The following is a 19999-nucleotide window of genomic DNA, read 5'->3' on the forward strand; positions in this document are numbered from 1 at the left end:
TAGTACCAATCCAAGACCGCGCCCTGCCTCCCTACAATTCCCTATATAATGTGCGACTTTAGCCATCCTGACTTTTAAGGAGCTTTAGTGAGCACTTTGCCACCCTGCCCGAAATGCAATTCCGAATTCACCTACGAAGACGGCGCCCAACTGATCTGCCCGGAATGCGCCCATGAGTGGTCCGCCACTGGCGAGGCCGAAGTGGCCGGCGATGAAACCGTGAAGAAAGATTCTGTGGGCAACGTCCTGCAGGACGGCGACACCATCACCGTGATCAAAGACCTCAAGGTCAAGGGCACCTCCCTGGTGGTCAAGGTCGGCACCAAGGTCAAGAACATCCGCCTGTGCGACGGCGACCACGATATCGACTGCAAGATCGACGGTATCGGCCCGATGAAACTCAAGTCCGAGTTCGTCCGCAAGGTCTGATCCTGCGGCTTCCATCCCGCGCCCGCCGCGGGATGGCGTTTCGCCCTGTCTGTTGATCGCGCACAATACCCACACAGAAAAAACCGGAAACCGCCAATAGGCACTTGCTATTCTGCGAATAAGAATTATTCTCATTGAAACTTATCAAGGAGAACGACCATGACTTATTTGATAGATGCTTGGCTGGACCGCCCACACCCTTACCTACGCATCCTTCATCGGGAAACCGGGGAAGTCTGTGCGGTGCTGGAGGAAGAAGCGCTGAATGAACTGCAGGACCAGGGCGACCTGGACGTGAATGGCCTGAGTTCCAGTGAACCCGGTGTACTGAAGGAAGTGGTGCGCAATCTGTTTCTGTTCTGCTATGCCCGAGCGTTGCGCCCGGTGACGGAGCTCAATGGCAAGTTTCACCCATGAGCGACCGCGCAAAACCCTGTAGGAGCGAGCTTGCTCGCGAAGAACGCACAAGCAACGCGTTCATCCAAGATGCTCGCGTCATCGTTGACGTTTGTCGCGAGCAAGCTCGTTCCTACAGGTAATCAAAAGCAGGTCTTACAGAACGTCGAGCAGCTCGACGTCAAACACCAGAACGCTGTGCGGCGGAATGCTGCCAACGCCTTGAGCGCCGTAAGCCAGTTCGCTCGGCACGTACAGGCGCCATTTGCTGCCGGCATTCATCAGTTGCAGGGCTTCGGTCCAGCCAGCGATCACGCCGCCAACCGGGAATTCTGCAGGCTGGCCGCGCTCGTAGGAGCTGTCGAACACTGTGCCGTCGATCAGGGTGCCGTGGTAGTGAGTGCGCACTTGGTCTTCACGGGTCGGCTTGGCGCCTTCACCAGCAGTCAGCACTTCGAATTGCAGGCCGGAAGCCAGAGTGGTGATGCCGTCACGCTTGGCGTTTTCCGCCAGGAACGCAAGGCCCTCGCCTGCCGCGGCTTCAGCCTTGGCAGCCGCTTCGGCTTGCATGATTTCGCGGATGACCTTGAAGCTGGCAGCCATTTGTTCTTGATCAACACGGCTTGGCTTGCCGGCGAACGCGTCGGTCAGGCCAGCCAGGATCGCGTCCAGGCTTACGCCCGGTGGTGGGTTGTCGCGCAGTTGGTCGCCCAACTGACGGCCGATACCGTAGCTGACGCGGGTTTCGTCGGTGGACAGATTAACTTCGGACATGAAGAGGCTCCGCTGTAGAGCAGCGCTGAAAACACTGTTTTCCCGCACCGCCCAGAACTAAAAGGGCCAGCAGACTAGCACAGAATGTGAGTACGGGATGAGCGCCAGCCACGTCATGCCTGCCTGACGCCGGTGGTCGGTTATGCCGGGCTCCGTGTATCGCAATAACTAATTAAACGTTTCAGTTTCCCGTGCGCCCGCCGATATGGCCTAAACACCTTGGCTGGCTCAAACAACAACACCGTCCAGCAGACAAACATCATTTTTGCGGAGCACTCGATGAACAGCTGGTTCGGTAACATCAGCGTCAACCTCAAACTAGGCCTGGGCTTCGGCCTGGTGCTTGTCCTCACCTCGATCCTCGCGCTGACCGGCTGGACCAGCCTGGGCAGCCTGATCGACCGCAGCAACTGGATGAGCGACATCACCCAGCTCAATGCGTCCCTGACCAAGCTGCGCATCGTGCGCCTGCAATACATGCTGGCCAACGGCGATGAGAGCGTGGCGCAGAACGTACAGACCAGCCTGGATGCCTTCACCGCCCAGCAGCAAAAACTCCTGGACAGCTTCAAGAGCCCGGAAAACCGCAAGCTGCTCAACGACCAGAAAGCCGTCATCACGGCTTATCAGCAATCGCTGAACAAAATGCGTGAGGCCTACCGTAACGGCAATGCTGCGCGCCAGGTCATGGGTGATAAGGCCGACATCGCCAACGCCCAGATCGACGCGTTAGACAGCAGCGTGCAGCAGGTGCCCGACAGCCCCGAGCGCTTCACCCAGTACCAAGCCGTGACCCATGCCAAGCAAGAGTTCCAGTTGGCCCGCTACGAAGTGCGCGGCTACACCGGCAATGTCAACGCCGACACCGAAGCCCGCGCCGCCGCACAAATCGAAAAAACCATCAACGGCTTGAAAGGCCTCGGCGCCGTGTTTGGCAGCAGCCAACAGGCCGCGCTCAGCGCACTGGAAAGCGCCCTCGGCGCCTACCGCAGTGCGGTGCAGAACTACAAAGCGGCTAACGCCAATATCGTCTCAGCACGCGCCGAAATGACCACCCAAGGTGCCGACATCGTCACCATCAGCGACAAGCTCTACGACATCCAGCTCGAACGTCGCGACGCCGAAAGCGCCCAGGCCCGCAGCCTGCAATTGATCAGCACCTTGCTGGCGTTGCTGGTCGGCATCATCGCGGCACTTGTCATCACCCGCCAGATCACACGTCCGATCCAGGAAACCCTGGCCGTGGTGGAACGCATTGCCTCCGGCGACCTGAGCCACAATATCCAGGTCACCCGCCGTGATGAACTGGGCGTGCTGCAACAAGGCATCCAGCGCATGGGCACGACCCTGCGCGAGTTGATCAGCGGTATTCGCGACGGCGTGACCCAAATCGCCAGCGCCGCCGAAGAGCTGTCGGCCGTGACCGAGCAGACCAGCGCTGGCGTGAACAGCCAGAAGATCGAGACCGATCAAGTCGCCACCGCCATGCACGAAATGACCGCCACCGTGCAGGAAGTCGCGCGCAACGCTGAGCAGGCCTCCCGGGCCGCTGCCGATGCCGATGGACAAGCCCGCGCAGGCGACAAAGTGGTGGCCGAAGCTATCGCCCAGATCGAACGCCTGGCCGCCGAAGTGGCGCGTTCCACCGACGCCATGAGCCATCTGCAACAAGAGAGCAACAAAATCGGCAGCGTGATGGACGTGATCAAGGCCGTGGCCGAGCAGACCAACCTGCTGGCGCTCAATGCCGCGATTGAAGCAGCACGTGCCGGTGAAGCCGGACGTGGCTTTGCCGTCGTCGCCGACGAAGTGCGTGGCCTGGCCCAGCGCACGCAGAAATCCACCGAAGAAATCGAAGGCCTGGTGGCCGGCTTGCAGAACGGCACCCAGCAGGTGGCTGCAGTGATGAACAACAGCCGCAGCCTCACCGACAGCAGTGTCGAGCTGACGCGCAAGGCCGGCGTATCCCTGGAAAACATCACCCGCACGGTGTCGAATATCCAGTCGATGAACCAGCAGATTGCAGCGGCAGCCGAAGAGCAAAGCGCCGTGGCCGAAGAGATCAGCCGCAGCATCATCAACGTGCGTGACGTGTCGGAACAGACCGCCACCGCGAGTGACGAGACGGCCAAGTCGAGCGTGGAACTGGCACGACTGGGTAGCCAGTTGCAGCAGATGGTCAGCCACTTCCGGGTGTAAAAACCAAAAAGCCGCCTCGGTCTGCACCGGGGCGGCTCCACTTCTCAGACCTTAGCGGTCATCGAAGCTGTCTCGTAGGAATGTCCATACGTGATAAACACGCAGGGCATTCACGACGAGGTTCCACGTACGTCGTGCAAACTTAGACATACTCGGCCCTCCATGAGTTGGGCCTTACCTCCAGCGCACTTACCGGAACATGTGAGCCTTTGGATGCACGTCAGTGCTCCTGTGAGGCGGCTGGGTTTATGGTCCTCTTGCATGAATCCGGCACGGATTACTAGCCCGTGGCAATCGGTCCAAAATTTGCGCGCGAACCCAGCCAACCTACCTCACGACGAACGCAGAACGAGGGCGATACTAGCTCAGCCCACTACACCAAGGTGTGACAAACAACGGCCAATCCCCCTTAAAAGTTGTTGCTGTTTTTTGCGGGGTTCAAGTGAAAAACCACCCATCGTCAGGCCTTGCATAAAACCCCGAAGCAGCAGTAGTATCGCCAACACGTCAGTGCTTCCTGTGAGATCGCAACCCCAGCCGCAAACTGGGTTTGCACAAAAAAACCGCCCTACTAAGGCGGTTTTTTATTGCCTGCGCTTTACCCCTCAGCCCTCGCCCTCCTCGACAAACACCAGCCGATTGCCAAACGGATCACGGATGCTCATCTCCCGCGAACCCCAGGGCATTTCTTCAACGCCTGGCTTGGCAAAACGATAGTCCTTGCCCTGCAATTGCTGCTGATAGGCGTCTACGCCCTGCGTTTGAATCCGCACCGCCGCACCCGGCGAAGCATCGCCATGGTGTTCGGACAAATGCAGCACACACTCACCCAACGACACCTGCAGGTACAACGGAAAATTCGCCTCGAAGCGATGCTGCCAATCGACCGTGAACCCCAGAAAACCGACATAGAACTCCAACACCTTGGCCTCGTCGAAAATCCGCAGGATGGGGGTGACTTTTCCTAAGTGCATGGCAACCGCTCCGTGTGTAAGAGCGCCCACTATAGAGTCGAAAACCCAGCCCGCAAATCCCCACTGCGCGCCAGGAACCGCCCCGGCCGCCGGCCATTTGGCTGTCCGTCGCAATAACTCAACACGCCGTTGACCCACACGCCATCAATCCCTTGCGCCGCCTGCTGCGGCGCCTCGAAATCCGCCACATCACGCACGCGCAGCGGATCGAACAGCACCAGATCGGCCCAGTGCCCTACACGAATTTCGCCCCGCTCCGACAAGCCGAATCGCGCCGCCGACAAGCCGGTCATCTTATGCACCGCCGTGTGCAGCGGAAACAGCCCGACGTCCCGACTGAAATGTCCCAACACCCGTGGAAACGCGCCCCACAAACGCGGATGCGGAAACGGATCTTCGGGCAACCCATCCGATCCGACCATCGACAGCGGATGCGCGAGGATACGGCGCACATCCGCTTCGTCCATGCCGTAATACACCGCCCCCGCCGGTTGCAGGCGGCGGGCGGCGTCCATCAGCGAAACGTCCCACTCGGCCGCGATCGCCTGCAAGTCGCGCCCGCCCATTTCCGGGTGCGGTGTCGACCAGGTGATGGTGATGCGAAACGCGTCGGTCACCTGCTTGAGATCCAGGGTCGAAGAACTCGCCGCATAGGGATAACAATCACACCCCACCGGATGGGTTTTCGCCGCCTGCTCCAGCGCCGCCAATAGCTGCGGACTACGCCCCCAGTTACCCGCGCCTGCACACTTAAGGTGGGAAATGATCACCGGCACCTGGGCATGCCGACCGATCAGAAACGCTTCGTCCATGGCCTCCAGCACCGGTTCGAACTCACTGCGCAGGTGGGTGGTGTACACCGCACCGAACGCCGTCAGTTCTTCACTCAGTTGCAGCACCTCATCGGTCTCGGCATTGAACGCGCTGGCGTAGGCCAGGCCGGTGGATAAACCGAGGGCGCCGTCTTCCAGGCTGTCGCGCAACTGCACGCGCATCGCGGCGATTTCATCCGGCGTGGCGCTGCGGTGCAGGTCGTCCATATGGTTGCTGCGCAGCGCCGTGTGGCCGATCAGCGCCGCGACGTTGACCGCCGGGTGGGCGCGTTCCACGGCGGCGCGGTAATCGGCAAACCGCGGATAGGTGAACGCCTCACGCCGGCCCAGCAGGTTCATCGGGTCCGGCGGCTCACCGCGCAAACTCACGGGCGAGGCGCTGATACCGCAGTTGCCGACAATCACCGTGGTCACGCCCTGGCTGAGCTTGGGCAGCATCTGCGGCTGACGGATCACCACCGTGTCATCGTGGGTGTGTACATCGATAAACCCCGGCGCCAACACCCGGCCTCGGGCGTCGATCACCTGCGTGGCCAGCGCGGCCGACAAGTCGCCGATCGCTTCGATACGCCCATCGCGTAGCCCCACATCGGCGACATACCCAGGCGTGTTGCGGCCATCCATGATCAGCGCCTGGCGAATCAGCGTGTCGTACTGCATATCAGTCTCCAAGCGGCAGGCTGTCAGGGCCGCCGCGATAGTCGTCGAGGGCCAGCTTGATGCGGCGCAGGCGTTCCTGGTTGGCGTCCGGCATCGCCAGCGCCAGCTCGGTGGCAAGCAGGTCGATGGCCAGCAGCATGCCGTAGCGCGCCGCCGTGGGTTTGTAGATGAAGCTGGTTTCGGCCGGTTGCAGCGCCAGTACGACATCCGCCAACTCGGCCAGGGGGGAGCCGGCCAGGGTGATGGCGACGATGGGCGTGTCGTAGTTGCGCGCCAGGGCCACCACGTCCAGCAACTCCGGGGTGAGACCGCTGAGCGAACAGACGATCAACGCATGCGCAGGCCCCAGCGTCGCCGCTGTGACGCGCATCATCACCGGGTCATGGCAGGCGGCAATCGGGTAGCCCAGGCGCACCAGGCGCACTTGCAACTCATCGCTGCACAGGCTCGACGGGCCGCCCATGCCAAACGCGTGGATCATCCGCGCCTTGCCCAGCAGGCTGACCGCATCGACGAAACCGGCTTGATTGAACCCCGACAAATGCTGACGCAACGTCGCCTCGATATCGCCGAGAATCTGCCGATGAAACCCCGACTGCTCAGGTTTGCCCGCCGGGTCCAGGAAGCGGCTGCCCACGCCACTGGCCTGGGCCAATTGCAGGCGCAAGTCGCGCAAATCCCGGCAACCGACGCTGCGGGCAAACCGCGACAACGTGGCGGTGCTGACCTCGGCGCGTTGGGACAACTCCTCCAGGCTGGCCGACGCGGCAAAGCCCACGTCATCGAGCATCAGCTTGGCGATACGCCCTTCGCCGGCACTGAAAGACGCCTGGCGGGCGCGGATCTGGTAGAGGATGTCCATGGAGTCTCCGGATTACAGGATGCAGGACAGACCATACGTCAGACCGAAGGCGACCACTGAAATCAGGGTCTCCAACACGGTCCAGGTCTTGAAGGTCTGGATCACGGTCATATTGAAGTATTCCTTGATCAGCCAGAAGCCGCCGTCGTTGACGTGGGAAAAGATCACCGAACCCGCCCCGGTCGCCAGCACCAGCAGTTCAGGGTGTGGATAACCCAGGCCCAGCGCGACCGGCGCGACTACGCCGGAAGCGGTGGTCATGGCCACGGTGGCCGAGCCGGTCGCGATGCGCATCAACGCGGCGAACAGCCAGCCCATCACCAGCGGCGACAGATTGAAGGCATGGGCCAGGCCGAGGATTTCGTTGGTCACGCCAGCGTCGACCAAGATCCGGTTCAAACCGCCGCCCGCGCCCACCAGCAAGGTGATACTCGCGGTCGGCGCCAGGCATTCGTTGGTGAACTTGAGGATCGACTCGCGGTTGAAACCCTGCGCCAGGCCGAGGGTCCAGAAACTCACCAGGGTCGCCACCAGTAGCGCGACCACCGAGTTGCCGATAAACAACAGAAACTGGTTAAAACCGCTGCCGGGCGTGGAAATCACGTTGGCCCAGCCGCCGATCATCATCAGCACCACCGGCAACAGAATAGTGCCCATGGTCAGGGCGAAACTCGGCAACCGGCTGCGCGGCTCGCGCTCGATGAACTGGCGTTCCAGCGGGTTTTCCGCCGGCAGGTGAATGCGCGGCACGATGAACTTGGCATACAGCGGGCCGGCGATGATCGCCGTGGGAATGCCGATCAGAATCGCATAGAGCACGGTCTGCCCGACCGAGGCGTTGTACGCCAGCACCGCCATCATCGCCGCCGGATGCGGCGGCACCAGCGCATGCACCACCGACAGGCCGGCAACCATCGGCAAGCCGACCATCAGGATCGACACTCCCACACGCCGGGCCACGGTAAAGGCGATCGGCACCAGCAACACAAAACCGACCTCGAAAAACAGCGGCAGCCCCACCAGAAAGGCAATGCACACCATCGCCCAGTGAGCATTGCGCTCGCCAAAGCGGTTGATCAGCGTGCGCGCCACCTGCTCGGCGCCGCCGGATTCAGCCATCATTTTGCCGAGCATGGTGCCCAGCGCGACCACCAGAGCGATATGCCCCAGGGTTTTACCGACGCCCGCTTCGTAGGAGCCCATGATGGTGTCCGCCGGCATCCCGGCCATCAGCGCCAGGCCGATGGACACCAGGGTGATGACGATAAACGGGTTGAGTCGGTAACGTGCAATCAGCACGATCAAAGCAATGATGGCGATGGCAGCGTATGCCAATAGCCCGAAGCCCGGTGATGCGGCCATGCGGTACTCCTCGGAAAGGGTCACGTCGAATTGGTTGTGAAACTCATAAATCATTACCGAGGAGCATTTTCAATTTTTATGAAAGTAATTTTCGCCTACAGATAAGCGCTGTCGCGCGGGGACATGCCCGACAGCGGCGCATGAAAATTCGGGGGGTGTTCTTACATCAAGTTCAGAAAAGGCTGGAAACTCAATACTCGCGTTTGAGTCTTAAAATGCGCACCCACCGACATCCAGGACACTCGCTCATGACCCGCACCTCCCTCGCCGCCAGCGCCCTGCTGCTCGCCCTGTGCAACAGCGCCTCGGCCGCCGACAACGCCGCACTGAAGAAATGCATGGACAGCGCCAACACGACCGTCGACATGGTCAAGTGCAACACCCAGCAAGCCAAAGTGCAGGACACGCGCCTGAACACGGCCTACAAGACCGCCCTCGCCGCCCAGGAAGGTGCGCGCAAGCAGCAATTGCAGGACGTGCAGCGCCTGTGGATAAAGTACCGCGATGCCAATTGCGCCTTTGCCGGCAGTGCTACCGGCGGCAGCATCGATCAGGTCAACGGCACCGGCTGCGTGCTGGACATGACCCAGACCCGCGCCCAGGAACTGGAAGACCTGGTCGGGCCGTAATGAATGAACACCCTCGCCCTCCCGTAGGAGCGAGCTTGCTCGCGAAAATCGTCAACGATGACGCGTGTTGTCTGGATAGACGTGGCGCTCTCGGGTTTTTCGCGAGCAAGCTCGCTCCTACAGGGTTGCGGTCAGTCGTGATGGACCCTGGCGCGCTTGAGCAGTTTCTTGCAGCGCTCGGACACATGCAGCACGCGCAGATGCTTGCCGGCCTTGCTGTAGCGCTCGCGCAAGGTCATCAACGCAGCAATCGCGGAGTAGTCGACAATGCTCAGGTGACGGCAATCGAGCGTCACCGCTGCCGGGTCATTGGCCGGGTCAAAGCGGTTCAAAAACGGCGTGGTCGAGGCAAAGAACAAGGTGCCATGCACGCGGTAGAGCTTGCTGCCGTCCGCTTCCAGATGTTCATCCGCATACAACTCCCGCGCCTGTTGCCAGGCGAAGTTCAGCGCCGCGATCACGATCCCGCACAACACAGCCGTGGCCAGGTCGGTGAACACGGTGATCACGGTCACCGCGATGATCACCAGCACGTCATTGAGCGGCACTTTGTTGATCACCCGCAGCGACGCCCAGGCGAAGGTCTGCTGCGACACCACGAACATCACCCCGACCAGCGCCGCCAGCGGAATGCGCTCGATCAGCGGTGACAGAAACAGAATGAACAACAGGATCATCACCCCGGCCAACACCCCGGAGAAACGCCCGCGCCCGCCGGAGCTGAGGTTGATCACGGTTTGCCCGATCATCGCGCAACCGCCCATGCCGCCGAACAGGCCCGAGACCATATTCGCCACACCCAGGGCCACACTCTCACGGTCGGGGTAGCCGCGGCTCTCGGTGATTTCGTCGGTGAGGTTCAGGGTCAGCAGAGTTTCGAGCAGGCCGACCATCGCCATCAAAAATGCATAGGGCGCGATGATGCCGAGGGTCTCCAGGGTCCAGGGGATCTGCGGCAGCGCGAAGCTCGGCAGGCCACCGGCGATGTGGGCCATGTCGCCCAGCGTGCGCGTCGGCAAGCCCAGCAGGTACACCGCCAGGCCCACGCCGAGGATCGCCACCAGGGCGGGCGGCACGGCACGGGTCAGGCGCGGCAGCAGGTAGACGATGGCCATGGTCACCAACACCAGGCCGCTCATCACATACAGCGGCGTGCCGCTGAGCCAGGCATCACCACTTTTGAAATGCTCCAACTGCGCCAGGGCAATGATGATCGCCAGGCCGTTGACGAACCCCAGCATCACCGGGTGCGGCACCATCCGCACCAGCTTGCCCAGGCGCAGCAGGCCGAAGACCAGCATGATCAACCCGCCCAGCAGCACCGTCGCGAGCAAATACTCCACGCCGTGTTGCACCACCAGCGCGACGATCACCACCGCCATCGACCCCGCCGCACCGGAGACCATCCCCGGCCGGCCGCCAAACAACGCCGTGAGGGTGCAGATGATGAACGCGCCGTAGAGGCCCATCAGCGGATTGAGGTGCGCCACCAGGGCAAAGGCGATGCATTCTGGCAGCAGGGCGAAAGACGTGGTGAGGCCGGCCAGGGCATCGGCGCGCAGACGGGTGAGGTTCATGAGGTACCGGGCATTGCGGGGAATAAGGCGGGGAATGGTACGGAAATGCGGTCGGTGGGGCCAGTGAAGCGTCAGGGCAGATTGACCGGGATGCCCCGTTCGCGGGCAAGCCCACTCCCATGGTTTGATCGGTGCACCCGTTATCGAGGTGTGAACACCGTCAAATGTGGGAGTGGGCTTGCCCGCGAAGGGTGCACCACGGTCTCACGCCGACATCAGACCATTTCGCGGCGAATCCACTCCACCACCGACGTGCGCTTGGGCGCCCAACCCAACAATTCACGGGCATGCTTGCCGCGCACGCGGCTGTTGGAGCCCAGGCCGTAGTTGGCCATTTCATAGCCCCATTCGGCTTCGGCCTCGGCCAGTGGCCAATCCTGCGGTTTGCCCAGGTTCAGGGCTTCGGCGATGGCGGTGGTCATGTCGATGAACGCCGCTTCGCTGCTTTCCACGAAGTAGAACGTGCCCGGTACGTTCTTCTCCAGCGCCAGCAGATAGAGCGCGACCACGTCCTCGATATGCACATTGGACCAAATGTTCTGCCCTGTACCGACATGGCGCACCACCCCGCTCTTGCGCGCCTGCTTGAGCAAGCGCGGCAATTGCACGCTGTCACGCTTCACGCCCAGGCTGTGGCCGTAGATCAGGGTGTTGCAGATCACCGCCGAATTCACGCCGTCGTGGGCGGCGGCCAGGACCAGGTTGTCGATGGCGACACGGGCGGCCTTGTCGACAGTCGGTTCCGGCAGGTGGTCTTCGAAGTAGATGACATCACTGGCCTTGCCGCCCGATGCATCGCCGACGATGCTCGAACCGCTGGTGTGCAGGAACGGTTTGTTCGAACCTTTCAAGGCGGCCAATAGCGTTTCCACCGCCCCGCGATGGTCGCTGCTGGCGGCGTTGATCACCGCGTCGGCCTGCGTGGCCTGTTCGGTCAACACCGCACGGTCATCCAGGGTGCCGATGACCGGGGTGATGCCCAGGGCCGTCATCTCGGCGGCTTGATCGGCGCTGCGCACCAGGCCTGTCACATGGTGGCCGGCCTTGACCAGGCCGGTGGCGATGGAGCCGCCGATAAACCCGGCGGCGCCGGTAACGAATACGTTCATGGAGGTCTCTCCTGACTGAGTAAGTGATGGGCCCAGTATCAAGGCCCCATCCCTGTTGAATAAGACCGTATGGCCCAATTCAATCTTGCGTGCAGGTCACGAATCAGCAGGCGTACCGCGCCAGCTTGGCCTGGATGAAGTCCAGGAAACATTGGATGCGCAAGGCCAGTTGCGAGTTGCGGTAAAACACCGCGTGGATTGGCTGGCGATAACCGCTGTTGAACGCCTCCAGCACCGGCACCAGGCGCCCGGTCTCGATGTCTGCGTTGGTCATGAAGTTCGACAGGCAGCATATGCCCTGCCCTTCGAGCGCCAGTTGTCGCAAGGTTTCGCCGCTGGACGCGGCAATGCCGGGCTGGATCAGCCAGCGGTCACCCGCCACGTGGCGCAGCGGCCAGTGGTTGAGCGTCTCGGTCTGGGTGAAGCCAAGCAAGGTGTGCTCGGCCAACTCGGCGACCGTGCTCGGCGCGCCGTATTGCTTGAGATAAGCCGGGCTGGCAAGGATATGCAGCGGGGTGCAGCCCAGGGACCGCGCATGCAGGGTGGAATCGGCCAGCGCGCCGATGCGAATCGCAATGTCGGTGCTCTGCTCCAACAGGTCGATGATCAAGTCATCACTGTTCAACTCCAACTGGATCTCTGGGTACAGCCCGCGAAACTCGGCGATGTACGGCACGATCCCATGCAACATGAACGGCACGGCGGCATTGATGCGCAGGCGCCCCGCCGGTTTCTTCTGGCGTGACGACAAGCGCTCCTCCAGCTCATCCATCTGCGCCAGGATCACCTTGGCCTGCTCGAAGAAATACTTGCCCTCCTCGGTCAGGTCCATGCGCCGCGTGGTGCGGTTGATCAGCGTGGTGTCGAGCTTGGCTTCCAGGCGCGACAAGGTGCGGCTGACCGCCGACGGCGTCTGCCCGACCTGCTCCGCCGCAGCGGAAATCGAGCCGCACTCAATCACGTTGACGAAGATCTGTAGCTCATCGGATCGGGCTTTCACAGGCTGTCCTCTTTATCGGCACAGCGCAGCTTACACCGAGAGGTCGAACACCTGCGCCAGATGCTGCTCGTAGCGCGCCACATCGGCGTCGATGGCCGGGCGCTTCATCACGTCCACGCAGAGGAACGTCGGCAAGGCCGTCATGCCGAGGAACTGATTGGCCTTGTGAAACGCGAAATACACCGCGTCCACGCCTTTACCTTCAAAGAAATCGCTCGGGTCGTCGAAGGCTTGCTGCGGGGCGTTCCAGGTCAGCGACAACATGTACTGCTTGCCGTGGATCAGGCCGCCGCTGCCGTATTTCTGCGACGCGTCGGAACGGGTGCGACCATCGCTGGCGTAGAGGCTGCCGTGACCTTCGGTGAAGACTTCGTCGATGTACTTCTTGACGATCCACGGCGCGCCCATCCACCAGCCGGGCATCTGATAGATGATCACGTCGGCCCAGAGGAATTTGGCGACCTCTTCGGCCACGTCGTAGCCTTCGTCGATATGCGTGACCTTGATGTCGATACCGCCGCGGTCGAGCACCGCCACGGCGGCGTCATGCAGGGTGCTGTTGTAGCGACCGTCGGAGTGGGCGAATTTTTTACCGCCGTTGAGCAACAGGACTTTTTTCATGGGGGGGCGCCTTGAGATTAAAAATGTCTGAAGGCAGGGTATCGATGTGCCTTGCGCGGAATAAGCCTTGGCGCGGCAAAATACATTTGACTAAAAATCACGAATTCGACTCTATTGTTGCCTTTACCCACTGATCAACAGGTGCGCGCCCAACAGCGCCATGCCGATAAAAAACACCCGCCTGAACAGCACGGCACTGATCCGTTGGCGCAACGCCTGCCCGAGCCACATCCCCAGCAAGGCGGGCGCCAGCGCCAACAGCGAGGCATTGATCTCGCCGCCGCCGAGGCTGCCGCGCCAGGCCAACCCGGCGGCCAGCGCCAATGTCGACACGCTGAACGACAGCCCCAGCGCCTGCACCACCTGATCGCGATTCAAGCCCAACGCTTGCAGGTACGGCACCGCAGGAATCACGAAGACGCCGGTGGCCGAGGTGATCAGGCCGGTGACCAGCCCACACACCGGCGCCAACCAGCGCTCGGTTGCAGGCTTTACGCTGAATGCGGGCAGGAACAGTCCACTCAACGCATACACCAGCAAGGCCGCGCCCAACGCGCGCACCACCCAATCGCCACCGCCCATTCGCAGCCACAACGTGCCCAACCCGGTGCCGAGGAAAATCAGCAGCAACAGCGGCCACAAGCGTTTGAGCAACGCGCTCAAATGGCCGCCGAAGGCCAGTTGCCAAAGGTTGGTCACCGTCGAAGGGATAATCAGCAACGCCGCAGCCTGCGCCGGTAACATAGCCAGGCCGAGCAGGCCCATGGCGACGGTGGGCAGGCCCAGGCCAATCACGCCTTTGACGGTGCCGGCCAGCAGAAAGGTGCCGATTACCAGCAGGGTCAGGGCGGGGCCGAGGTTTTGGTAGAACGCGAGGAAGGTATTCATGGGCGGATTGTGAGGGCTTTCGCGGGGGGCGAAAATTCGCCATATACTGAGGCAGCCTCTTGTTTTGCATGAGGCTGAGGGCCTCATCGCGGGCAAGCCCCCTCCCACACTTGGAATGCATTTCAACAGTGAGAGCGGGTTTGCTCGCCATAGCGCCAGTCCAGCGAAAGGAAATCTTCCAGCCATGCACTTCGACCTGATCGACCTGCGCCTCTACCTGCACATCCTCGACGCCGGCAACATCACCGCCGGCGCCAGCCGCAGCCACTTGTCCCTGGCCGCCGCCAGCGCGCGCATCCGCGCGATGGAGGCCGCGCTGGGCGTCGAATGCCTCGAACGCGGCCGCCGTGGCGTCACGCCCACGCCCGCTGGCCAGGCCCTGGCCCGTCATGCCCGGCTGTTGCTGCAACAGGCCGAGCACCTGCAACAGGACCTGGCGGAGTACGCCAACGGCGTCAAAGGCCAGGTGCGCCTGTTGTGCAACACCACCGCCCTCAGCGAATACCTGCCGGAACTGCTGGCGGATTTTCTGCGCGAACACCCCAACCTCGATATCGACCTGCAGGAACTGCCCAGCCTGCGCATCACCCAGGCCTTGCGCCAGGGCACCGCAGACCTGGGGATCATCTCCGACGCGGTGGACACCCACGGCTTGCAAACCCTGGCGTTTCGCGACGATCCGCTGGTGCTGATCATGCCGCTGGAGCATCCGTTGGCGGCAAGTACGGTGAGCTTTATCGACAGCCTGCATTACGACTATGTGGGCCTGGCCGCCCACAGTGCGTTGGCGGTGTACCTGGAAGAACAGGCGTTGCACGCGGGGTTTCGCTTGCAAACGCGCATCCGGGCCGAGGGCTTTGATGGGGTGATGCGCATGGTCGCACGCGGCGCGGGCCTGGGGATCGTGCCCCAGGCGGCGCTGGCGCGTTGGCCGTTGGAGCAGCGCTTCAAGGCCCAACCGTTGCGAGAAGCTTGGGCCTGTCGAACGCTGCTGTTATGCGCGCGCTCGTTCGAACAACTGCCGGGTTATGCCAGGGCCTTGCTCGACGCCTTGGCCCTGCCCTTGCGGAAAAACCCGTAATACACCGCCGACAGAATCAGCAGGAACGGCACGCCGAACACCAAGGTCATCTTGAACGCGTCGGTGAAATACGTGGTGATCATCACCGCGCCCATCAGCACCAGGCCCAGCAGCGTGCTGTAGGGAAACAGGCGCAGTTGGAACGACAACGTCGCCCCGCCATGACGCTTGCGATAACGGCGGAAGAACAGGTGCGTCAGGAAGATCATGAACCAGGTGAAGATCGCGCCGAACATCGAGATCGCCATCATCAGCGTGAACGAGCTTTCCGGGTAGACCACGTTAAGCAAGGTCGCCAGGCCGATGCCCGAGCTGGACAGCAACAAGGCGTTCAGCGGGATGCCGCTCTTGCTCAACGCGCCCATGGACGTGGGCGCAAAGCCGGCGCGGGACAGGCTGAACATCATGCGCGTGGTGATGTAGAGCTGGCTGTTCATCGCCGACAGCGCCGCGATCAGAATCACGAAATTCATCACCCCGGTGGCGCCGGGAATGCCGAGGGTCTGCATCACCGTGACGAACGGGCTCTGGGCCTGCCCGGCCTGGTTCCACGGCACGATGGCCAACATCAGCGCCAGGGTCAGCAGGTAAAACACCACCAGGCGCACGATGGTCGCGCGAAAGGCCTTCTTCACCGCCTGCTCCGGGTCGGCCGCTTCACCGGCCGCCACGGCGATCATCTCCACGCTCAGGTAGCTGAAGATCGACACGATCACTGCGATCCACATACCGCTCAAGCCATGCGGGAAAAAGCCGTCGTGGGCCGTGTAGTTCTGCACCCCGTACTGCGGGTTGCCGGAGCCGAACACCACGTACACCGCGAGGAGGATGAAGCCGACGATGGCGCTGATCTTGATCGTCGAGAACCAGTATTCGAAGCTGCCGAAGGTTTTCACGCTGATGGCATTGAGCAGGATCAGCACGCTGGAAAACGACACGATCCACACCCACTCCGGCACGTTGGCGAACCAGTACTTCATGTACATCGCCACCGCCGTGACCTCGGCGCCCACCGCCAGCACAATCGCCGCCCAATAGGCATAGCGCACCAGAAACCCGGCCAGCGGGCTGATGTAGAACTCGGCGTAGGCACCGAAAGAGCCGGAGGTGGAATGGGCCACCGTCATCTCCGCCAGGCAGCCCATCAGCAGCAAGGTGATCAACGCACCGATGGCGTAACTCACCAACACGCTGGGCCCGGCATAGCCGATGGCATAGGCGCTGCCCATGAACAGCCCGGTGCCGATGGCGCCACCGATGGCGATCATGCTCATCTGGCCGGAAGTGAGCTGGCGCCTCAGGCCCAGTTCGCGGTGGGTGATTTCTGCAAAGCCGTCGTTTGGCGTGGTCACGTGGTGTGCCCCTTATTGTTGTGATTGCACGATTTGTCTGTTGCCACAGATCCCCTGTGGGAGGGGGCTTGCTGATAGCAGTTTTTCAGTTGATGCCTAGGTGACTGGTCCGCCGCCATCGGGGGCAAGCCCCCTCCCACAGGGGGTTGTGGTGTTCATCCATTGTGTGTCTGGCGCAAGCTCAGTGTGGGAGGGGGCTTGCCCCCGATGGCGGTGTGTCGGTCGCCGGATTCGCACGCTGATACAACGCTATCGGGAGCAAGCGCCCTCCCCCCATGGTTGTCTGCGTTTATTCAAGTGACGCTGTTGCGGACTTTGAATTGCGCCTGGTCCCAGGTGCGGTTGTCGAGGATGTCGCCGAGGATTTCCACGGCATCCCATACCTCGCTGAAACTGGTGTACAGCGGCGTAAAACCAAAGCGCATGATGCGCGGCTCGCGGTAGTCGCCGATCACTCCACGGGCAATCAGCGCCTGGATTACCGCGTAGCCTTCAGGGTGCTCAAAGCTCACATGGCTGCCGCGTCTGGCGTGCTCACGCGGGGTGATCAACACCAGGCCGTGGGCGGCGCAACGGGCTTCGACGCACGCGATAAACAGGTCGGTCAAGGCCAGGGATTTACCGCGCAGGCTGGCCATGTCGGTCTGTTCGAAAATCTCCAGGCCGCATTCCACCATGGCCAGCGAGGTGATCGGCTGGGTGCCGCACAGGTAACGGGCGATGCCAGCGCTCGGCGCATAGCTCGACTCCATGGCGAACTGCCGGGTATGCCCGAACCAGCCCGACAACGGCTGGCGCACCACGTCCACCAGCGCGGGGTTGACCCACACGAACGCCTGGGAGCCGGGGCCGCCGTTGAGGTATTTGTAGGTGCAGCCGATCGCGTAATCGGCGCCGGCCCGATGCAGGTCGATGGGTACCGCGCCCGCCGAATGCGCCAGGTCCCAGAGGCTCAGGGCGCCGCACTCGTGGCTCAATGCGGTGAGCGCCTGCATGTCGTACAGGTAGCCGGTCTTGTAGTTGACGTGGGTGAGCATCACCACCGCCACGTCCTGATCAATGGCCTGGGGCAGTTCGTCCGGGCTGTTGACCAGCCGCAGGGAATAGCCCTGTTGCAGCAGTTCGGCGAGGCCCTCGGCGATGTACAGGTCGGTGGGGAAGTTACTCGCTTCACTGACGATCACCTTGCGCTGCGGCTGGCGTTGGCGCTGCACGCTCAAGGCGGCGCTGAGCACCTTGAACAGGTTGATCGAGGTGGTATCGGTGATTACCACTTCGCCGTCGCCCGCACCGATCAACGGCGCCAGGCGATTGCCCAGGCGTTGGGACAAGTCCGCCCAACCCGCGCTGTTCCAACTGCGAATCAGGCCATTGCCCCACTCCTCGGCGATCACCTGCTGCGCCCGCGCAAGCGCTGCCACCGGACGCGCCCCGAGGGAGTTGCCGTCGAGGTAGATCACCCCCTGCGGCAAGGCGAACTGGTGACGCAGCGGCGCCAACCGGTCCTGGTCGTCAAGGGCTTGGCAATGGCTTCGAGTGATCATGGGCTGTCCTGATTTTTATAAGGGAATATGCAGCAAATAATGAACGAGGTTTTAGAGAATTTTCGTGCAAAGTGGTGGGCAACAGGCTAATTAAGCTGTAGGAAATTCGAAGTTCAACCGAAAAAACGCGGATTTATTCTAAGCATGATTCTCGACGCCACCGACCTGCGCCTCCTGCACTTCCTGCAACAGGACGGCCGTATCAGCAACCAGGAACTCGCGGAAAAAGTCGCGCTGTCGCCCTCCGCCTGCCTACGCCGTCTGCGCCTGCTGGAAAGCGAAGGCATCATCAGCGGCTATCGCGCAGTGTTGAATGCCGAGCAGTTGGGGATCGAGCTGGAAGCCATCGTCCACCTGTCATTGCGCCAGGACGTGGAGGATTGGCATGAGACGTTTATCCAGAAGGTGCAAGGCTGGCCGGAAGTGGCCAGCGCTTACGTGATTACCGGCGCCAGCAACTATGTGCTGCGGGTGCAGGCGCGCAACCTCAAGCACTTTTCGGACTTCATCGTGAACCACCTGAACCGCACGGCGGGGGTGATGGATATCCGTTCGGAGATTGTGTTGCAGAAGATCAAGGATCGCGATGAGGTGTTGGATCTGGTGCTGCGCAAATAGCCGCAGCACCATCGGTCAACAAATGTGGGAGGGTGGCTTGCCCCCGATAGCAGTGTGTCAGTCACTTAAATGTTTACTGATCCGCCGCTATCGGGAGCAAGCTCCCTCCCACATTTTTTGACCGCGTTGATCAATCTTCCAATGCACGGACCCGCTGCATGCGCTGTTGCTCTACCGGCGCAGCGGCGAGCTGCACCTCAAAGTCAAAATCAATCTGCGCAAAACGCCCTTCCACACCCAACTCCCGCGCCAGGTGCTGATCGTCGCTGAAGCGAATTTCGGCAATTAATTCATCCCGTGTCGCGTAGGCAAAATCATCGTGCAGGTACGGGTCATCCGACAGGTTGATCTGCGTGGTCAGGTGCCGATGCCCCGGCGCCGAGATGAAAAAGTGAATATGCGCCGGCCGCTGCCCGTGGCGTCCCAGTTGATCGAGCAACTGCTGGGTCGGCCCGGTCGGCGGGCAGCCATAGCCCGACGGCACGATGCTGCGAAAACGGAAGTTGCCGTGGGCATCGGTCTCGATGCGGCGGCGCAGGTTGAATTCCGACTGCGCGGTGTCGAACCAGGAGTAAGTGCCGCCGGTATTGGCCTGCCACACATCGACAATCGCCCCGGCCACCGGTTTGCCCTGCGTGTCCCGTACCTGACCGCGCATGAACAGCGGCACGCCCGGGTCCTGGCCGTCATCCAGGCGTGCTTCGTATTTCGACAACGGCGCCCCTGCCACATACAGCGGGCCTTCGATGGTGCGCGGCGTGCCGCCGGTTTTGCCGGCTTCTTCGTCGGCGGCATCCATCAACAGGTCCAGGTAATGCTCCAGGCCGAGCCCGGCGGCAAGCAAACCGGCTTCCTGGTGTTTACCCAATTCGTTGAGGTAGTTGACCGCCGCCCAGAACTCTTCGGGGGTGACTTCCAGGTCTTCGATGATGTTCACCGTGTCCCGCAGGATTCGGTAGATCAACGTCTTGGTGCGCGGGTTGCCGCTTTCGCTGCGGTTGCCGCTGGCTTCTTCGAGAAACTGTTGGGCATGGGCAGTCTGGGACAGTCGGATGGACATGGTGCAATCCTCATCTTGTAATTATTCGGGA

General features: G+C 61.7%; 18 protein-coding genes and 2 pseudogenes. 7 read left to right on the plus strand and 13 right to left on the minus strand.

Annotated elements, in window-relative coordinates:
- The first annotated feature begins 87 nt into the window (after nt 1-87).
- Together U5A08_RS24875 and U5A08_RS24880 are read left to right on the plus strand one after the other, a co-directional pair.
- A complete protein-coding gene (locus U5A08_RS24875) occupies nt 88-429 on the plus strand; it encodes a zinc ribbon domain-containing protein YjdM (RefSeq protein WP_046382089.1) in 342 nt (113 codons plus the stop codon).
- A 159-nt stretch (nt 430-588) separates the two neighbouring features.
- Complete coding sequence (locus U5A08_RS24880) at nt 589-846, plus strand: PA4570 family protein (protein WP_038443494.1); 258 nt, start codon at nt 589-591, stop codon at nt 844-846.
- A gap of 135 nt (nt 847-981) precedes the next feature.
- Here the strand turns inward: U5A08_RS24880 and bamJ are convergent, their stop codons facing one another.
- On the minus strand, nt 982-1599 hold the full coding sequence (bamJ, locus tag U5A08_RS24885) for a BamJ family beta-barrel-assembly machinery protein (RefSeq protein ID WP_192300611.1): 618 nt from the start codon (nt 1597-1599) through the stop codon (nt 982-984).
- Between the two features lie 279 nt (nt 1600-1878).
- Here bamJ and U5A08_RS29985 point away from each other — a divergent pair.
- Both U5A08_RS29985 and U5A08_RS29990 read left to right on the plus strand, forming a co-directional pair.
- Nucleotides 1879-2943: pseudogene (locus U5A08_RS29985) on the plus strand (methyl-accepting chemotaxis protein); the annotation flags it as partial.
- Nucleotides 2944-3201: 258 nt separating this feature from the next.
- Nucleotides 3202-3798: pseudogene (locus U5A08_RS29990) on the plus strand (methyl-accepting chemotaxis protein); the annotation flags it as partial.
- A 605-nt stretch (nt 3799-4403) separates the two neighbouring features.
- Here the strand turns inward: U5A08_RS29990 and U5A08_RS24895 are convergent.
- The 4 genes from U5A08_RS24895 to U5A08_RS24910 are packed head-to-tail and all read right to left on the minus strand — an operon-like array spanning nt 4404 to nt 8489.
- Nucleotides 4404-4772, minus strand: coding sequence for a glyoxalase superfamily protein (locus tag U5A08_RS24895; RefSeq protein ID WP_253398982.1), 369 nt, complete (start codon nt 4770-4772; stop codon nt 4404-4406).
- A 29-nt stretch (nt 4773-4801) separates the two neighbouring features.
- Entirely contained in the window at nt 4802-6265 is a 1464-nt protein-coding gene (locus tag U5A08_RS24900; protein WP_321849002.1) for an N-acyl-D-amino-acid deacylase family protein, read from the minus strand.
- 1 nt (nt 6266) lies between these two features.
- Nucleotides 6267-7127 carry a MurR/RpiR family transcriptional regulator gene (locus U5A08_RS24905; protein WP_253398985.1) on the minus strand — a complete coding sequence of 287 codons (861 nt, stop codon included), beginning with the start codon at nt 7125-7127 and terminating at the stop codon, nt 6267-6269.
- 12 nt (nt 7128-7139) lie between these two features.
- Nucleotides 7140-8489, minus strand: coding sequence for a GntT/GntP/DsdX family permease (locus tag U5A08_RS24910; RefSeq protein ID WP_247399691.1), 1350 nt, complete (start codon nt 8487-8489; stop codon nt 7140-7142).
- A 248-nt stretch (nt 8490-8737) separates the two neighbouring features.
- Between U5A08_RS24910 and U5A08_RS24915 the strand changes: the two genes are divergently transcribed.
- Complete coding sequence (locus U5A08_RS24915) at nt 8738-9118, plus strand: lysozyme inhibitor LprI family protein (RefSeq protein WP_253398988.1); 381 nt, start codon at nt 8738-8740, stop codon at nt 9116-9118.
- A gap of 131 nt (nt 9119-9249) precedes the next feature.
- Here the strand turns inward: U5A08_RS24915 and U5A08_RS24920 are convergent, their stop codons facing one another.
- The 5 genes from U5A08_RS24920 to U5A08_RS24940 form a co-directional block, all read right to left on the minus strand.
- The gene (locus U5A08_RS24920; RefSeq protein WP_321849004.1) at nt 9250-10695 is read right to left on the minus strand and encodes a SulP family inorganic anion transporter; all 1446 of its coding nucleotides are present in this window, start codon (nt 10693-10695) and stop codon (nt 9250-9252) included.
- Between the two features lie 215 nt (nt 10696-10910).
- Entirely contained in the window at nt 10911-11804 is an 894-nt protein-coding gene (locus U5A08_RS24925; RefSeq protein WP_321849006.1) for an NAD-dependent epimerase/dehydratase family protein, read from the minus strand.
- A gap of 103 nt (nt 11805-11907) precedes the next feature.
- A complete protein-coding gene (locus U5A08_RS24930; RefSeq protein ID WP_321849008.1) occupies nt 11908-12804 on the minus strand; it encodes a LysR substrate-binding domain-containing protein in 897 nt (298 codons plus the stop codon).
- Between the two features lie 30 nt (nt 12805-12834).
- Entirely contained in the window at nt 12835-13425 is a 591-nt protein-coding gene (gene mdaB, locus U5A08_RS24935; RefSeq protein WP_247399700.1) for an NADPH:quinone oxidoreductase MdaB, read from the minus strand.
- Nucleotides 13426-13548: 123 nt separating this feature from the next.
- The gene (locus tag U5A08_RS24940) at nt 13549-14313 is read right to left on the minus strand and encodes a sulfite exporter TauE/SafE family protein (protein WP_321849010.1); all 765 of its coding nucleotides are present in this window, start codon (nt 14311-14313) and stop codon (nt 13549-13551) included.
- Between the two features lie 184 nt (nt 14314-14497).
- On the opposite strand from U5A08_RS24940, the gene U5A08_RS24945 reads away from it, so the two are divergent.
- On the plus strand, nt 14498-15394 hold the full coding sequence (locus U5A08_RS24945) for a LysR substrate-binding domain-containing protein (protein WP_253399003.1): 897 nt from the start codon (nt 14498-14500) through the stop codon (nt 15392-15394).
- Here U5A08_RS24945 and U5A08_RS24950 read toward each other — a convergent pair.
- Together U5A08_RS24950 and kynU are read right to left on the minus strand one after the other, a co-directional pair.
- Nucleotides 15340-16746 carry an amino acid permease gene (locus U5A08_RS24950; protein ID WP_321849012.1) on the minus strand — a complete coding sequence of 469 codons (1407 nt, stop codon included), beginning with the start codon at nt 16744-16746 and terminating at the stop codon, nt 15340-15342. The genes U5A08_RS24945 and U5A08_RS24950 overlap by 55 nt on opposite strands.
- A gap of 293 nt (nt 16747-17039) precedes the next feature.
- A complete protein-coding gene (kynU, locus tag U5A08_RS24955; protein ID WP_321849013.1) occupies nt 17040-18290 on the minus strand; it encodes a kynureninase in 1251 nt (416 codons plus the stop codon).
- 144 nt (nt 18291-18434) lie between these two features.
- On the opposite strand from kynU, the gene U5A08_RS24960 reads away from it, so the two are divergent.
- On the plus strand, nt 18435-18908 hold the full coding sequence (locus tag U5A08_RS24960) for an Lrp/AsnC family transcriptional regulator (protein ID WP_247400149.1): 474 nt from the start codon (nt 18435-18437) through the stop codon (nt 18906-18908).
- Nucleotides 18909-19038: 130 nt separating this feature from the next.
- Here U5A08_RS24960 and catA read toward each other — a convergent pair whose 3' ends face one another.
- Nucleotides 19039-19968, minus strand: coding sequence for a catechol 1,2-dioxygenase (gene catA, locus U5A08_RS24965; protein WP_321849015.1), 930 nt, complete (start codon nt 19966-19968; stop codon nt 19039-19041).
- Nucleotides 19969-19999 lie beyond the last annotated feature (31 nt).

Source organism: Pseudomonas paraveronii (assembly GCF_963681955.1).
Classification (GTDB): domain Bacteria; phylum Pseudomonadota; class Gammaproteobacteria; order Pseudomonadales; family Pseudomonadaceae; genus Aquipseudomonas; species Aquipseudomonas paraveronii.

Excerpts from the sequence above, each read along its gene's own strand:
- kynU (WP_321849013.1), bottom strand. The coding sequence starts at position 18,290 with ATGATCACTCGAAGCCATTGCCAAGCCCTTGACGACCAGGACCGGTTG.
- U5A08_RS24910 (WP_247399691.1), bottom strand. The coding sequence starts at position 8,489 with ATGGCCGCATCACCGGGCTTCGGGCTATTGGCATACGCTGCCATCGCC.
- U5A08_RS24960 (WP_247400149.1), top strand. The coding sequence starts at position 18,435 with ATGATTCTCGACGCCACCGACCTGCGCCTCCTGCACTTCCTGCAACAG.
- U5A08_RS24900 (WP_321849002.1), bottom strand. The coding sequence starts at position 6,265 with ATGCAGTACGACACGCTGATTCGCCAGGCGCTGATCATGGATGGCCGC.
- U5A08_RS24880 (WP_038443494.1), top strand. The coding sequence starts at position 589 with ATGACTTATTTGATAGATGCTTGGCTGGACCGCCCACACCCTTACCTA.
- bamJ (WP_192300611.1), bottom strand. The coding sequence starts at position 1,599 with ATGTCCGAAGTTAATCTGTCCACCGACGAAACCCGCGTCAGCTACGGT.
- U5A08_RS24940 (WP_321849010.1), bottom strand. The coding sequence starts at position 14,313 with ATGAATACCTTCCTCGCGTTCTACCAAAACCTCGGCCCCGCCCTGACC.
- U5A08_RS24945 (WP_253399003.1), top strand. The coding sequence starts at position 14,498 with ATGCACTTCGACCTGATCGACCTGCGCCTCTACCTGCACATCCTCGAC.
- mdaB (WP_247399700.1), bottom strand. The coding sequence starts at position 13,425 with ATGAAAAAAGTCCTGTTGCTCAACGGCGGTAAAAAATTCGCCCACTCC.
- catA (WP_321849015.1), bottom strand. The coding sequence starts at position 19,968 with ATGTCCATCCGACTGTCCCAGACTGCCCATGCCCAACAGTTTCTCGAA.
- U5A08_RS24905 (WP_253398985.1), bottom strand. The coding sequence starts at position 7,127 with ATGGACATCCTCTACCAGATCCGCGCCCGCCAGGCGTCTTTCAGTGCC.
- U5A08_RS24925 (WP_321849006.1), bottom strand. The coding sequence starts at position 11,804 with ATGAACGTATTCGTTACCGGCGCCGCCGGGTTTATCGGCGGCTCCATC.
- U5A08_RS24920 (WP_321849004.1), bottom strand. The coding sequence starts at position 10,695 with ATGAACCTCACCCGTCTGCGCGCCGATGCCCTGGCCGGCCTCACCACG.
- U5A08_RS24895 (WP_253398982.1), bottom strand. The coding sequence starts at position 4,772 with ATGCACTTAGGAAAAGTCACCCCCATCCTGCGGATTTTCGACGAGGCC.
- U5A08_RS24915 (WP_253398988.1), top strand. The coding sequence starts at position 8,738 with ATGACCCGCACCTCCCTCGCCGCCAGCGCCCTGCTGCTCGCCCTGTGC.